This is a genomic window from Pseudomonas sp. HN2-3 (assembly GCF_020691745.1).
Classification (GTDB): Bacteria; Pseudomonadota; Gammaproteobacteria; order Pseudomonadales; family Pseudomonadaceae; genus Aquipseudomonas; species Aquipseudomonas capeferrum.
The window spans coordinates 559,981-575,452 of record NZ_CP085704.1 but is presented as its reverse complement, the minus strand read 5'-3'; the positions used below and the strand labels follow the sequence as shown (position 1 = coordinate 575,452).

11 protein-coding genes are annotated in these 15,472 nt (G+C 62.8%); 3 read left to right on the top strand and 8 right to left on the bottom strand.

The features are described 5' to 3' along the window. Window positions 1–2 precede the first annotated feature (2 nt). The 6 genes from LJX93_RS02575 to LJX93_RS02550 form a co-directional block, all read right to left on the bottom strand. Window positions 3–659, bottom strand: coding sequence for a formate dehydrogenase subunit gamma (locus LJX93_RS02575; protein ID WP_227696718.1), 657 nt, complete (start codon window positions 657–659; stop codon window positions 3–5). Further along, window positions 656–1,606 carry a formate dehydrogenase subunit beta gene (fdxH, locus tag LJX93_RS02570; RefSeq protein ID WP_033703475.1) on the bottom strand — a complete coding sequence of 317 codons (951 nt, stop codon included), beginning with the start codon at window positions 1,604–1,606 and terminating at the stop codon, window positions 656–658. The genes LJX93_RS02575 and fdxH overlap by 4 nt, the downstream gene beginning before the upstream one ends. Next, window positions 1,606–4,674, bottom strand: coding sequence for a formate dehydrogenase-N subunit alpha (fdnG, locus tag LJX93_RS02565; RefSeq protein WP_152604617.1), 3,069 nt, complete (start codon window positions 4,672–4,674; stop codon window positions 1,606–1,608). The genes fdxH and fdnG overlap by 1 nt, the downstream gene beginning before the upstream one ends. Window positions 4,675–5,338: 664 nt before the next feature. After that, a complete protein-coding gene (locus LJX93_RS02560; RefSeq protein WP_033703478.1) occupies window positions 5,339–6,112 on the bottom strand; it encodes an SDR family NAD(P)-dependent oxidoreductase in 774 nt (257 codons plus the stop codon). A 22-nt stretch (window positions 6,113–6,134) separates the two neighbouring features. Then, window positions 6,135–6,920 (bottom strand): sulfite exporter TauE/SafE family protein, encoded by a 786-nt coding sequence (locus LJX93_RS02555; RefSeq protein WP_033703479.1) that lies wholly within the window; start codon window positions 6,918–6,920, stop codon window positions 6,135–6,137. A gap of 31 nt (window positions 6,921–6,951) precedes the next feature. Continuing rightward, entirely contained in the window at window positions 6,952–7,977 is a 1,026-nt protein-coding gene (locus LJX93_RS02550; protein WP_033703480.1) for a TauD/TfdA family dioxygenase, read from the bottom strand. A 443-nt stretch (window positions 7,978–8,420) separates the two neighbouring features. Between LJX93_RS02550 and LJX93_RS02545 the strand changes: the two genes are divergently transcribed. Both LJX93_RS02545 and LJX93_RS02540 read left to right on the top strand, forming a co-directional pair. Next, complete coding sequence (locus LJX93_RS02545) at window positions 8,421–9,809, top strand: PLP-dependent aminotransferase family protein (RefSeq protein ID WP_033703482.1); 1,389 nt, start codon at window positions 8,421–8,423, stop codon at window positions 9,807–9,809. Between the two features lie 128 nt (window positions 9,810–9,937). Continuing rightward, window positions 9,938–10,432, top strand: a complete 495-nt coding sequence (locus tag LJX93_RS02540; RefSeq protein WP_077068794.1) for a GlcG/HbpS family heme-binding protein — start codon at window positions 9,938–9,940, stop codon at window positions 10,430–10,432. A 108-nt stretch (window positions 10,433–10,540) separates the two neighbouring features. Here the strand turns inward: LJX93_RS02540 and LJX93_RS02535 are convergent, their stop codons facing one another. Both LJX93_RS02535 and LJX93_RS02530 read right to left on the bottom strand, forming a co-directional pair. After that, complete coding sequence (locus tag LJX93_RS02535) at window positions 10,541–11,092, bottom strand: single-stranded DNA-binding protein (RefSeq protein WP_033703483.1); 552 nt, start codon at window positions 11,090–11,092, stop codon at window positions 10,541–10,543. A gap of 9 nt (window positions 11,093–11,101) precedes the next feature. Further along, window positions 11,102–12,496 (bottom strand): MFS transporter, encoded by a 1,395-nt coding sequence (locus tag LJX93_RS02530; protein WP_033703484.1) that lies wholly within the window; start codon window positions 12,494–12,496, stop codon window positions 11,102–11,104. 129 nt (window positions 12,497–12,625) lie between these two features. Here LJX93_RS02530 and uvrA point away from each other — a divergent pair, with 129 nt between their 5' ends. Further along, complete coding sequence (gene uvrA, locus LJX93_RS02525) at window positions 12,626–15,460, top strand: excinuclease ABC subunit UvrA (RefSeq protein ID WP_033703485.1); 2,835 nt, start codon at window positions 12,626–12,628, stop codon at window positions 15,458–15,460. The last annotated feature ends 12 nt before the right edge of the window (window positions 15,461–15,472 follow it).

The following is a 15,472-nucleotide window of genomic DNA, read 5'->3' as shown; positions in this document are numbered from 1 at the left end:
GCTCATCCTTCTTTACGTCCGTGATCGCCCGGCGTCTTGTCGCCAGTCACTTCGCGGTACCACAACTGATGGTGTTTGCGCGCCCAGGCGCGGCTGACCCAGCCATGCAGCATGGCGCCGATCGAGCCTTTGATCCAGATACCGGCGTAGATGTGCACGATGATGCTGAGGATCAGCACGAAGCCTGCCAGTGCATGGGCAAGCGACGCTACGCGTATCGCGCCAATATCGAAGTAATGGCTGAAATACGCGCGCCAGATCACCACACCGCTGATCAACAGCACCAGCATGCACACCAGCAGCGTCCAGAACAGCAGCTTCTGCCCTGCGTTGTACTTGCCAATAGGCGGCACGCCGTCTTCCCGGTTGACCATCACCCGGTCAATGCGGCGCAGCCACAGGCGGTCGTTGGCGGTGATGAAATTGGCGCGCCAGAAGCGCACCACCAGGCCAAAGAAGAACACGAACATCGCCACGCCCATGAACGGGTGCAGGATGCGTGTCCAGGGCCCGCCGCCGAACAGGTGGCTGAGCCAGAACAGCGCCGGGTGGAACAGCGCCAACCCGGAAAGCCCGGCCAGGAAGAACAGGATGGCGACGATCCAGTGGTTGGTCCGTTCGTTGGCGTTGTAGCGCAGGATGGGTTTGTTGTCGTTCATGGCCGCTGCTCCCCTTGCCCACCGGGCTGCTTCGGATCGTAGACATGCACTGCCGGGTCCACCTGGTGCACGCTGTCATCGGGCGGTGTGGGGTGTTCGTCCTCTTCGACCCGCTGCGGGCCGACCCGCACATAGTGGAAGAACCCGGCCAGCACCGCCGCGCCCATGGCCAGTAGCGCCAGCGGTTTGGTGAAGCCCTTCCACAAGCCCACCAGCGGGCTGATCACCGGTTGGTCCGGCAGGCCGGCGTACAACTTGGGCGTGTCGGCATGGTGCAGCACGTACATCACGTGGGTGCCGCCGACGCCGTCCGGGTCATACAGCCCGGCGTTGTCGTAGCCGCGCGACTTGAGGTCGACGATACGCTCGGCGGCATGCACCTTCATCTCGTCCTTGGTGCCGAACACGATCGCCCCGGTCGGGCAGGTTTTCACGCAGGCCGGCTCCAGGCCCACGGTCACGCGGTCGGAACACAGGGTGCATTTGTACGCCTTGTGGTCCTTCTGCGAGATGCGCGGGATATTGAACGGGCAGCCGGTGATGCAGTAACCGCAGCCGATGCAGTGGTCCTGGTTGAAGTCGACGATGCCGTTGGCGTGCTTGATGATTGCCCCCGGGCTCGGGCACGCCTTCAGGCAGCCTGGTTCGGCGCAATGCATGCAGCCGTCCTTGCGGATCAGCCACTCCAGGTTGCCGTCGTCGCGCTCGTGCTCGGTAAAGCGCATCAGGGTCCAGGTCTCGGCGGTGAGGTCCTGGGGGTTGTCGTAGGTGCCGTGGTTGTGGCCGACCTCGTCACGCAGTTCGTTCCACTCCGAGCACGCCACCTGGCAGGCCTTGCAGCCGATGCACTTGGTGGTGTCGATCAGCTTGGCGACTTCCTGCTGCTGGCGTACCGACGGCGGTACGGTGGTGGTGGCCGAGCGGGCGATGATGTCTTGGCTGGCCATCAGAGTTTCTCCACTTTGACGAGGAACGACTTGGACTCCGGCGTCTGGGTATTGCCATCACCCAGGAACGGCACCAGGGTGTTGGTCAGGTAGCCGTGCCGGGTCGCCCCGGTGAAGCCCCAGTGCAACGGGATGCCGATCTGGTGCACGGTCTGGTTGTTGACCTGCAGCGGGCGAATCCGCTTGGTCACCACCGCCACCGCATCGATATGGCCGCGCTTGCTCGACACCCGCACCCGGTCACCCGCCTTGATGCCTTTCTCGTTCGCCAGCACCTCGCCAATCTCGACGAACTGCTCGGGCTGGGCGATGGCGTTGAGCCGGCAATGCTTGCTCCAGAAGTGGAAGTGCTCGGTCAGCCGGTACGTGGTCGCCGCGTAGGGGAATTCATCATGGGTGCCGAGGGTGTCCCACACCGAATCGAAGATCCGCCCGGCCGGGTTGCTGGTGGCCTTCTTGTTCTGCGGGTGCAGCGGGTTGATGCCGATCGGTGTTTCAAACGGCTCATAGTGCTCGGGGAACGGGCCTTCGGCCATCTTGTCGATGGCGAAGAAGCGCGCCACGCCCTCGGGGTTCATGATGAACGGGTTCATCCCGGCTTCCGGTGGCGAGTCGACCTTGAAGTCGGGCACGTCGGTACCGGTCCAGGCCTTGCCGTTCCACCACACCAGGCGCTTCTTCTCTGGGTCCCATGGCTTGCCTTGCGGGTCGCTGGAGGCACGGTTGTAGAGGATGCGGCGGTTGGCCGGCCAGGCCCAGGCCCAGTTCTGAACCTGGTGCATGCCATACGGGTCGCTGTTGTCACGGCGGGCCATCTGGTTGCCTTGCTCGGTCCAGCAGCCGGCGAAAATCCAGCAGCCCGACGCCGTGCTGCCGTCGTCCTTGAGCTGGCCGAAGCCCGACAACTGTTGCCCGCCCTTGAGCACGGCGCCGGTCGGGTCGGTGACGTCGGTCACGGCCCAGCCGTTCATTTCCTTGGCCAGCTCCTCCGGGGACGGCTCTTCAGGGATCTTGTACGGCCAGCTGATGTTCATCAGGGCATCGGGGTAGGCGCCGCCCTCGGCCTGGTAGCGTTGGCGCAGGCGCAGGAACAGTTCACTCATGATGTGCACGTCGGTGCGGGTCTGGCCTGGGCCGTCGGCGCCCTTCCAGTGCCACTGCAGCCAGCGGCTGCTGTTGACCAGCGAGCCGTCCTCTTCGGCAAAACAGGTGGTGGGCAGGCGGATCACTTCGGTCTGGATGTTGGCCGTGTCGACGTCGTTGAACGGCCCGGCGTTGCGCCAGAACTCGGAGGTTTCGGTGGCCAGCGGGTCCATGATCACCAGCCATTTGAGCTTGGCCAGCGCTGCGGTGACGCGGTTCTTGTCCGGCAGCGCGGCGATCGGGTTGAAGCCCTGGCAGATGTAACCGTTGACCTTGCCCTGGCTCATCATCTCGAACATGCGCAGCACGTCGTAGGCCGGCACGTCGAGCTTGGGCAGCCAGTCGTAGCCCCAGTTGTTTTCTGCCGTGGCATTGGCGCCATACCAGGCCTTCATCAGGCTGACGTGGAACTTGCCGTAGTTCTGCCAGTACGACAGCTGCCCCGGGCGCAGCGGCTTGGAGGCGCGCTTGTCGATGAAGGCGGCGTAGTCCTGTTCGGCATCGCCGGCCAGGGTCAGGTAGCCCGGCAGCGAGTTGGACAGCAGGCCGAGGTCGGTCAGGCCCTGGATGTTGGAGTGCCCGCGCAGGGCGTTGACCCCGCCGCCCGGCATGCCGACGTTACCCAGCAGCAACTGGACCATGGCCGCACTGCGGATGATCTGCGCGCCGATCGAATGCTGCGTCCAGCCCAGCGCATAGAGAATCGTCATGGTCTTGCCCGGTGCCGAGCAGGTGGCGATCTCTTCCCAGATCTTCATCATGGCGTCCTGCGGCATGCCACAGGTCATGCTGGCCAGTTCCGGGGTGTAGCGGCTGTAGTGCTGCTTCATCAACTGGAACACGCAACGCGGGTGTTGCAGGGTTGGGTCGACTTTGGCAAAGCCGTCCTCACCCAGCTCGTAGCCCCAGCCGGACTTGTCGGCATACACGCGCTTGGCGGGGTCGTAGCCGCTGAACAGCCCGTCCTCGAAGCCATAGCTTTCTTTGACGATGAACGACACGTCGGTGTAGTTGCGCACGTATTCGTGCTGGATCTTGTCGGTGCTCAGCAGGTAGTTGATCAGCCCGCCCATGAAGGCGATGTCGCTGCCGGTGCGAATCGGTGCGTAGTAGTCCGCCACCGAGGCGGTACGAGTAAACCGCGGGTCGACCACGATCAGCCGCGCCTTGTTGTGCGCTTTGGCCTCGGTCACCCACTTGAAGCCGCACGGGTGCGCTTCTGCTGCGTTGCCACCCATCACCAGGACCAGATTCGCGTTGGCGATATCGGACCAGTGGTTGGTCATGGCGCCACGGCCGTACGTCGGGGCAAGACTTGCCACCGTCGGGCCATGTCAGACACGTGCTTGGTTATCGAACCCCAGCATGCCTGTTGCGCGGACGACCTTGTGGGTCAGGTAGCCAGCCTCGCTGGAGGCGGCGGAGGCAGCGAGAAAACCGGTGGTGAGCCAGCGGTTGACGGTTTGCCCCTGGGCGTTTTTCTCGATGAAGTTGGCGTCGCGGTCCTGCTTCATCAAGTGGGCGATGCGGTCGAGCGCCTCGTCCCACTCCACCCGCACCCATTCCTTGCTGCCCGCCTTGCGCACTTCGGGGTACTGCAGGCGGCTCGGGCTGTGGATAAAGTCCAGAAGGCCTGCGCCTTTGGGGCACAGCGTGCCGCGGTTGACCGGGTGGTCGGCGTCGCCTTCGATGTGGATGATGTTCTGTTTGACGTTTTTGCCCGCATCGCCCTGGCTGTACATGATCAGGCCGCAGCCGACCGAGCAGTAGGGGCAGGTGTTGCGGGTTTCGATGGTGTGCGCCAGCTTGAAGTGGCGTACCTGCTCGGCGAAGGCCGGCGTCGGGGCCATGCCCAACGCCGCCAGGCTAGAGCCTCCAAGGCCGACGGCGGCGACCTTGAAGAATTGCCGACGGTTGAGGTCCATCGTGCACTCCTGATCAGGTGGTGGGCGCACGGAACATGGCCGGCGCCTTTTGGTAGTCACGGTGACGGATTTTTGATGGCCGCCAAGGGGTAAGACTAGTCAAGAATCGGGAAGGTGCGATGACGTGGGTCAGGGGAGGTGTTGGGGATCGGTGTGGGGGCTGACAGGTGCTCGCCACAACAGCTTCAGCGCCTGTGAGATCGAGCGCCGCCCGCGCGGCGCTTCGCGGGGCAAGCCCGCTCCCACATCTGTTTCGGGCCAGTGAGGCCTGTGCCATTTGCGCGCGACCGCCTTGTTTGTCCGACGCGATATTGTGGCGGGCACCAAAGGGCCGCGCGCCAATGCATCAGGCATAACTGGCCCGAAACAGATGTGGGAGCGGGCTTGCCCCGCGAAGCGCCGCGCGGGCGGCGCTCGATCTCATAGGCGCTGAAGCTGTTGTGGCGAACACCCCGTGCCCACCCTTTTCTCCCGACATGCACCTCACAGCCAACAAACCCATCCGCCGTAAGACATTTCTGAACCTGAAACCAAATGCTACAGGTTCCAGCCACTTAGGAGGTTGCATTGATCTCACTGGCCTCTTCGCGGTAAACCCCACAAGATCCCGCAAAGAGGCCATCAGCCGTCAGGGCGCCAGTTGGCCCAAACGATAACGGGGCAATCAAGCAGCGCCCAACGGCCTAGGCAGATCGCGCACCACATTAAGCGCCGCACTGCTCTGCGCCACCGGCATGATCTCGATGGTATTGATATTCACATGCGCGGGCTGGTCCGCAATCCAGGCCACCGTGGCCGCGATATCCTCCGGCAGAATCGCCTCCACATCACGGTACAGAGCCTGCACGGCCTCCACATCGCCCTTCAGGCGCACCAGCGAAAAATCGGTACCCGAGCACAGGCCCGGTTCAATGTTGCTCACCCGAACACACGTACCGGCCAGGTCGGCACGCAGATTGAGGCTGAACTGGCGAACGAATGCCTTGCTGGCGCCATACACGTTGCCGCCTGGGTAGGGGTAAGTGCCGGCAATGGAGCCGATGTTGATAATCATCCCGCTGTCCGCCGCCACCATCTGCGGCAGGATCTTGTGGGTGACCATGGCCAGCCCGGTGACATTGGTGTCGATCATCCGCTGCCAGTTTTCGGCGCTGCTGGCCTGGGCGCGATCGACGCCCAGCGCCAGCCCGGCGTTGTTCACCAGCAGGTCGATCTGCAGCGACGCATCACGGATCTGTTCGACTGCCGCTTCAAGCGACACCGGGTCGGTGACATCCAGGGCCAGCGGGATGAAATTGACCCCCAATTCACCCTCCAATGCCTGCAGTTTATCCATGCGCCGGGCGCCACCGATCACGCGGTAGCCCTTGGCAACCAAGGTACGACAGATGGCACGGCCAAACCCCGAGGAGGCGCCGGTTACGAATGCGGTTTTCATCAGTTATCTCCGGTTGGGTAAGTCAGACCAGGTACTTCACGCCCAGGCTGGTGAACAGGCACAGCATCGAGAACACCAACACCTTGCGCACCACGTCATTGCCTTTGCGCAAGGCCAGGGCACTGCCCATGTGGTTGCCGAGGATGTTGCAAGCCACCAGTGGCAGGGCCAGCAGGTACACAACCTTGCCGGCCATGATGAACGCCACCAGCGCGCCGATGTTGGACGCGAAGTTGAAGGTCTTGGAGTTGGCCGAGCTGGACACCAGGTCCATGCGCAGCAGGTAGTGGAAGGCGATGATGAACATGCTGCCGGTGCCGGGGCCGAAGAAACCGTCATAAAAGCCGATGGTCAGGCAGGTCAATGGCACCACGGTGTACAGCACCCGCGGTGACAGCTCGCGTTCCTCGACCGGGCGGTCCTTAGGGGTGAGGAAAATCAGGATGCCGACCGGGATCAGCGCCAGGATGATCTTGCCCACGGTCTCCTGGGAGATCGACACAATCAGGTGCGCCCCCAGGTAGGCCCCGAGCAACGAGAACGGCACGCCGACCAGCGCCACCTTCCAGACCATCTTGCTGTTGGCCAGAAAGTTGCGAATGGCCGCCAGCGTGCCCAGGGTGCTGACCAGTTTTTCTTGCCCCAGGGCCACTTGCGGCGGCATGCCCACCAGCAAAAACCCAGGGACCAGAAACAGCCCGCCACCGCCGGCAATGCTGTCGACGAAGCCGGCAATGAACGCGATCGCCCCCAGCATCAGGATCGCCAGCAGCCAGTGTTCCGCCCAGAAAGCGCCTAACAGTTCCATAGCATTACTTCCATCGAGTGGTTGAGTGAGATCAGGAGCGCACTTCGTAGAGGTGATCGGCGCGGGTGAAATGCACACGGTTCAGGTCGTTGACTGCGAACAGGCGCATCAGCCAGCGGTCGGCACCGTCGTTTTGCGGCTCGAAGCCATCACGGGCATGCAATACGCGCTGGTTCTTGAACACCATGAAGTCACCCGGCAGCAGCAGGTGCGGCTCATCGAAGCGGCGGGTTTCCAGCACGCCGCGCAGGCTGGCCAGGGCTTGCTCGGCACGCAGGTTCAGCCCGTGGGTGTTTTCGCTGTCGAAACGGCACAACCACTCCCCCGCGTTGCCACGTGCCAGCACGGGCAGCTCCGCGGTGCAGCGCCGATTGGCGGTGAACGAGTCGGGGCGGCGAATTTCGAACTGTGGCTGGCAAAGCTCGCGCACGCTGGCCGCGGGCAGCGCCGCCACTACGGCATCGAGGTTGACCAGGGTTGTGCTGATACGCGGGTCACAGCGCATGCCGAAGAACGACAGGTACTCCGGGCAGCACGAAGCGCTGCCCAGTGGCTCGGACGACAACGGCAAGTCGGGGTTGTCGACGTGGTAGGAAAAGCGCAGCCGCGAGCCGTGGGAGCTTTTGTGGCTGGACGAGGTACGCGCCGGGATGACATGGCGGAACAGGCGCCCGTCGTTCTCCCCTTCATAAACGATCGGGTTGATCCCCATCAGGCTCTGCATGGTCAGGCTGACCAGGCAGGCTATCGGCGTGCTGCGCGGGCTGAGTACCCCGGAGTACGGCGTAGGGGGGACGTCGCGGTCGCGTGGGCAGTTGCGCACGATCATGCAGGTCAGCTGCGGGTCTTCGACGAAGCCACGAATCTGTTGGCAGAGTGCTTTGCCCAGCACCTCCTGTGCCTGGTCCTTGAGCTGCGGATAGAGCTCTTTGCTGGTTTCGAAATCGAGGGGGGTATTGTTCAGTACGGTTTGCCAGGCACTTGAAGTCACCCAAGGCAGGCGAATCTCCAGTGAAGTCTGAGGCTCGGCTGCTTGTTGCAGGTGTGCGCTTTCCATTTCGAGTGTTAGTCCATTGAGCTAGCTTGTGGCCATTCGGTGTCGTGCTAAGCCGGGCAGAGGCGGCAGACATTGTCTTTTTTTTGAAGCCGTTCACAGCTGTGCGATGGGGGTGGCGGAGGCAGAAAGGGCACCCGTCAATTGCATCGACTCAATCATTGTAATTACAAAAATAGAATCGACTCAATTTATTTCATCATCAACAAAGAACACCGATTGAATCGATTCAATCAACTCATTGATTTCAAAAGATTTCTGGAAAAACCGCCGTAGACACGCGTGCCTGGTGCCGAGTACAGCCGGAACGCGATTCGCCCCTTCCTCCGTTTTTGTTTAGCGAAACCACCTCAATCGGTGCAATTTACCTAGACAAAAACACAATTACTCCTATCAGACCTTTCGTGCTAGGCTTTCGCGTTCTTGCAGCTTCTGGTGCCATTTCCATGTGGGTTCCTCACTACAGCGACCTGGCACAGCCGGTCTATCTGATGATCGCCGACGCCCTTGAACAGGACATCGGTAGCGGCCGGCTGACCGCTGGCGAACGCTTGCCGACACTCAAGGACCTGGCCGAATCACTGAACGTGACGCCTGGCACCATCGGCCGAGCCTATGACGAAGCGGCCAAACGTGGCCTGGTGGTGGGCGAGGTGGGGCGCGGCACCTTCGTGCTGCAGCAACGCCAGGCGCAGGCCCCGGCAGCACGCCCCTTGATGCCGCCAGCCGAACGCGAGAGCGGGCAGATCGACCTTTCGATCATCAAGCCCAATGACGCGCACATGACCGACTGGCTGCGCGGGGCAATAAACGAACTGGCCGCGTCACCCGACCTGGCCCAGGTGCTCGATTACGTCACCGAGGGTGGCCATGCGACGCACAAGCAGGCCGGTGCGGCCTGGATCCAGCGCTGGATGCCTGAAGCCAACTGGCAGCAGGTAGTGCTGACCTCGGGTGCCCAGCATGGCCTGCTGGTGGCCATCAGCAGCCTGTCCAAAGGCGACGACGTCATACTGTGCGAGTCGTTCTGCTACCCAGGCATCATTTCGCTGGCCCATAGCATGGGGCGCCGCCTGCGCGGTGTGGCCATGGACGAACACGGCCTGATTCCCGAGGCCTTGCGCACAGCGTGCATGGAGCACCGCCCTTCCCTGCTGGTGTGCGTCACCACCCACCAGAACCCGACCAACTCGATCATGCCCCACGCGCGCCGCGAAGCCATCGCCGCCATTGCCCGCGAGTTCGACCTGTTCATCGTCGATGACGATATCTACGGCTTCCTGGAGCCAGCACCTGGCTACAAGCCCTTGGCCGCCTATGCACCCGAACGCTCGGTATACCTGACCAGCTTGTCCAAGAGCGTGCTGCCAGCGCTGCGTATCGGCTACCTGTATGCCCCGCCGCAAACCCTGTCGCGGCTGTCGTCGATGGTGCGCAGCAGCGTGTGGATGCCATCGCCGTTGATGGCACAACTGGCCAGCAACCTGATCAACAGCGGCATGGCCGAGCAACTGGTGCAGGTGCAGCAGGACGAAGCGGCCACGCGCCAGCAGATGGCCCGTGAAATCCTCGGCAAGTACAAGATCCGCAGCCAGCCCTACAGTTTTCATATCTGGCTGGAACTGCCCGAGCCCTGGACCAGCGACGAATTTGCCAACCTGGCGCGCAACAATGGCGTCACCGTGGTCAGCGGCAGCCAGTTCCTGCCTGAACGCAGCGCTGCCACCTGTGGCGTGCGTATCGCCCTGATGACGCCGAGCCGTTCGGAACTGGGCTTTGCCCTGACCAAGCTGGTCAGCCTGCTGGATTCGCCGGAGCCGCGGCTTTTCTACTAGGCGAATGACCCTGGACGGCTCGCTGCCGTCCTTTTGGGACAGGCCGACATCAGTTTCAGAAACGGACTACATCAACAAACGCCAGTCGCCTGCTAGGTTGCCCGAAAAATCCTAAGGGTAATGCTTGCATGAAAACCTATTACGGCCGTGCCAGTCTCCTCATGTGCTCGCTGTTGCTGGCGGCACCCTCGCTGGCTGATCCCCTGACAGCCGCCCCGCCTCCCTCCGCCTCGATCACTGCCGAAGCCGCCCGGGCAATGGCCTCAGCCGCCGAACGCGCTGCCCAGGCCGAGGGCTTTGCCATCGTCATCAGCATTGTCGACAACCATGGCAACCTCAAGCACTTCCACCGCATGGACGGCACCAGCAGCGGCAGCATCCAGGTCGCAAAGCTCAAGGCCGCGACTTCCGCCCGTTTCCCGCTTGCCTCCAGAACACTTGCAGAGCGCAGTGCTGCCCTGCCAGCGAATCCCTATGCGTCACTGCCTGGCTTCACACTACTGGGGGGTGGCCTGCCAATCATGGATGCGAATGGCCAGCATATCGGCGGCATCGGTATCAGCGGGGCTACGCCGGAGCTGGATGTGCAGTTTGCCCAGGCAGCGCTGGATGGCGATGCCTGACTCTCGAGGCTTACCTTTCATTTGCGCCCGTGAAGTTTCCTCGCACATAAAAAAACCCAGGGCAAATGCCCTGGGCTTTCGATGTAGCGCGACGCCTAACCGCTCTGATCAGAACGGAATATCGTCATCAAAGCTGTCAAAGTCAGCGGCCGGCTGCGGCGCTGGCTGCTGCGGTGCAGGACGCTGTGGCGCCTGCTGCGGGCGTTGGGCCTGCTGACGTGGCGGCGCCTGGTTGTACTGTTGCTGCTGGCCGCCCTGGTTGTAGTTGTTACCACCACCCTGGTTGTACTGGTCGCCGCCACCTTGCTGGTTCTGCGGACGGCCGCCCAGCAGCTGCATGGTGCCCTGCATGTCGACGATGATTTCGGTGGTGTAGCGCTTGATGCCGTCTTTTTCCCACTCACGGGTCTGCAGCTTGCCTTCGATGTACACCTGCGAACCCTTGCGCAGGTATTCGCCGGCGATTTCGGCAACCTTGCCGAACATCGACACACGGTGCCACTCGGTACGCTCGACCTTCTGGCCCGACTGCTTGTCGGTCCACTGCTCGCTGGTAGCCAGGCTCAGGTTGGTCACGGCGTTACCGTTGGGCAGGTAGCGGACTTCGGGATCCTGGCCACAGGTGCCGACCAGAATGACTTTGTTAACCCCACGGGCCATAACGTTCTCCTAGGCTTCGCACGCCGAAGAGGCTGGGTTCACCAGACGCTCGAGGGTCGTACGGTCCAAAATTTTCGTATCCAGTTTGATATAGATGGCGGCTTCTTCTTCCACCACAACGGCGTCGGTTACACCCGGCACGGCCATCAGGCGTTCGGTCAACCCGGCTTCCCGGACTGCCTCGGGCGTCAACGGCATGCGCAGGCTGGTCACATACGGCGGCTCGTTCATGCGCAAGGCAACGACCAGCCACACGGCACACAGCGCCGCACAACCCAGAAACACCATGTTCAGCCCACCGTGCTGGAACAACCAGCCACCGAGGATTCCGCCTAGGGCGGCACCCAGGAACTGACTGGTGGAATACACCCCCATCGCCGTTCCCTTGCCACCCGCAGGCGACACCTTGCTCACCAGCGAAGGCAGCGAGGCTTCCAGCAGGTTGAATGCAGTAAAGAATACCACGGTGCCAATCACCAGTCCGCGCAAGTTGTCAGCCCACTGCCAGAAGAACACCTCCACCAGCAGCAACACACTGACCGCTCCGGCCAGCACGCGTTTCATCTTGCGCTTCTTCTCGCCGTAGATGATGAACGGCACCATTGCAAAAAATGAGATGAACAGCGCGGTCAGGTACACCCACCAGTGTTCTTCCTTCGGCAGGCCGCCCCGTTCGACGAAGGCAAGAGGCAGGGCGACGAAGCTGGCCATGAGGATGGCATGCAGGATGAAGATACCGACGTCCAGGCGCAGAAGGTCCGCATGGCGCAGGGTCGGGCCGAGTGCCTGGCGCGCGACACCCGACTCGCGGTGCTGCAGGGTGCTGTGGGAATTGGGCACGACGAAGGCAATCAGCAGGATACCGACCAAGGCAAGCCCCGCCGTGGCAAGGAACAATCCTGACAAGCCGAAGGCACTGGTCAACAGTGGCCCGACGACCATGGCGACGGCGAATGACAGGCCGATGCTCATGCCGATCATGGCCATGGCCTTGGTGCGGTGTTGCTCGCGGGTAAGGTCGGACAGCAGCGCCATGACCGCCGCAGAAATCGCCCCCGCGCCCTGCAGAATGCGCCCGGCGATCACGCCCCAGATAGAGTCGGCCTGGGCCGCCAAAATGCTGCCCAGGGCGAAGATCACCAGCCCCAGGTAGATCACCGGACGCCGCCCGATGCGGTCGGACACCATGCCGAACGGGATCTGCAGTACCGCCTGGGTCAGGCCATAGGCGCCAATGGCCAGGCCGATCAGCGCGGGCGTGGCGCCAGCCAGGTCCATGCCGTAGGTGGCCAGCACCGGCAAGACCATGAACATGCCCAGCATACGAAAGGCAAAGACCAGGGCCAGGCCGCTTGCGGCGCGGGTTTCGCTGCCACTCATGCGCTCGTTGTGGGTGTCGTGCATGGATTAACCTCGTGTGAACCGGCGGCGATTCTATCAGTCCGACAGCTAGACGGCATATACGCGACGCTTTGCCGCGTAATGGCAGCGCGCCGTATACTTCCTTGTTTATGCCCGCCGAGCGAGGCCGCAGTGGACAAGATCCTGATTCGTGGGGCACGTACCCACAACCTGAAGAACATCGACCTGACCCTGCCGCGGGACAAGCTGATCGTGATCACCGGCCTGTCCGGATCCGGCAAGTCCTCACTGGCGTTCGACACGCTGTACGCCGAAGGCCAGCGCCGCTATGTCGAATCCCTGTCGGCCTATGCCCGGCAGTTCCTGTCGATGATGGAAAAGCCCGACGTCGACACCATTGAAGGGCTCTCCCCGGCCATCTCCATCGAGCAGAAGTCGACGTCGCACAACCCGCGCTCTACCGTGGGCACGATCACCGAGATCTACGACTACCTGCGCCTGCTTTATGCCCGCGTCGGCACCCCGCGCTGCCCGGACCACGACATCCCGCTGGAAGCGCAGACCATCAGCCAGATGGTCGACCTGGTACTGGAGCGCCCAGAAGGCAGCAAGCTGATGCTGCTGGCCCCGGTAATCCGCGAGCGCAAGGGCGAGCACCTGGCGGTGTTCGACGAGCTGCGCGCCCAAGGCTTCGTCCGCGCACGGGTCAACGGCAAGCTCTACGAGCTCGATGAACTGCCCAAGCTGGACAAGCAGAAGAAGCACAGCATCGATGTGGTGGTAGACCGCTTCAAGGTCCGCGCCGACCTGCAGCAGCGCCTGGCCGAGTCGTTCGAGACTGCGCTCAAGCTGGCCGACGGCATCGCGCTGGTGGCGCCGATGGACGATGAGGAAGGCGAAGAGATGATCTTCTCCGCCCGCTTCGCCTGCCCGGTCTGCGGCCATGCGATCAGCGAGCTGGAACCCAAGCTGTTCTCGTTCAACAACCCGGCCGGTGCCTGCCCGACCTGTGACGGCCTGGGGGTCAAGCAGTTCTTCGACACCAAGCGCCTGGTCAATACCGAGCTGACCTTGGCCGAGGGCGCGATACGTGGCTGGGACCGGCGCAACGTCTATTACTTCCAGATGCTCGGCTCGCTGTCCGCGCATTACGGGTTCAGCCTGGAGGCGCCGTTCGGCGAGCTGTCGGCCGAGCACCAGAAGGTGATCCTGCAAGGCAGCGGCAAGCAGAGCGTGGACTTCAAGTACCTCAACGACCGGGGCGACATCGTCAAGCGCTCGCACCCGTTCGAAGGCATCGTGCCGAACCTGGAGCGGCGCTACCGCGAAACCGAGTCGGCCACGGTGCGTGAAGAGCTGGCCAAGCTGCTCGGCACCCAGCCCTGCCCCGACTGCCGCGGTACCCGCCTGCGGCGCGAGGCCCGCCACGTGTGGGTTGGCGAGAAAACCCTGCCGGCAGTTACCAACCTGCCCATCGGTGAAGCCAGCAACTACTTCGGCGAGCTGACCCTGACCGGGCGCCGAGGCGAAATTGCTTCGAAGATCCTCAAGGAAATCTGCGAGCGCCTGCAATTTCTGGTCAACGTCGGCCTGGACTACCTGACACTGGACCGCAGCGCCGACACCCTGTCGGGCGGTGAAGCCCAGCGTATCCGCCTTGCCAGCCAGATCGGCGCGGGCCTGGTCGGGGTGATGTACATCCTCGACGAACCGTCCATCGGTCTTCATCAACGCGACAACGACCGCCTGCTGGCCACCCTCAACCACCTGCGCGACCTTGGCAACACGGTGATCGTGGTGGAGCACGACGAGGACGCTATCCGCCTGGCTGACTACGTGGTGGACATCGGCCCGGGGGCCGGGGTGCATGGCGGCCAGATCGTCGCCGAGGGCACGCCTGAAGAGGTCATGGCGCACCCTGACTCGCTGACCGGCAAATACCTGTCCGGGCGCAAGAAGATCGCCGTGCCAGCCAAACGCACACCGCGCGACAAGAAGCTCTCGCTGAAACTCAAGGGTGCCCGCGGCAACAACCTGCAGAACGTCGACCTGGAAATCCCGATCGGCCTGCTGACCTGCGTGACAGGGGTATCGGGTTCGGGCAAGTCGACGCTGATCAACAACACCTTGTACCCGCTCGCAGCGACCGCGCTGAACGGTGCCAGCAGCCTGGAAGCCGCGCCGCACAGCAGCATGGACGGCATGCAGCACCTGGACAAGGTAGTCGATATCGACCAGAGCCCGATTGGCCGCACACCGCGCTCCAACCCGGCAACCTACACCGGTATCTTCACGCCTATCCGCGAACTGTTCTCGGGCGTGCCCGAGTCGCGCTCGCGCGGCTATGGCCCCGGTCGCTTCTCGTTCAACGTCAAAGGGGGCCGGTGCGAAGCCTGCCAGGGCGACGGCCTGATCAAGGTCGAGATGCACTTCCTGCCGGACATCTACGTGCCGTGCGATGTGTGCAAGAGCAAGCGCTACAACCGCGAAACCCTGGAGATCAAGTACAAGGGCAAGAACATCCACGAGGTGCTGGAAATGACCATCGAGGATGCCCGCGAGTTCTTCGATGCGGTGCCGGCGCTGGCGCGCAAGCTGCAAACGCTGATGGACGTGGGCCTGTCATACATCAAGCTGGGGCAGTCGGCGACGACCTTGTCCGGCGGTGAGGCGCAGCGGGTGAAGCTGTCGCGCGAGCTGTCCAAGCGTGACACCGGCAAGACCCTGTACATCCTCGACGAGCCGACCACCGGCCTGCACTTTGCCGATATCCAGCAGTTGCTCGATGTGCTGCACCGCCTGCGCGACCACGGCAACACCGTGGTGGTGATCGAGCACAACCTGGACGTGATCAAGACGGCCGACTGGCTGGTGGACCTGGGGCCGGAGGGTGGCTCCAAGGGTGGGCAGATCATTGCCAGCGGTACGCCGGAAGAGCTGGCCAAGATGAAGCAGTCCTACACCGGGCATTACCTCAAGCCGCTGTTGGAGCGTGACCGGGCCTGATCCGCCTGTGCA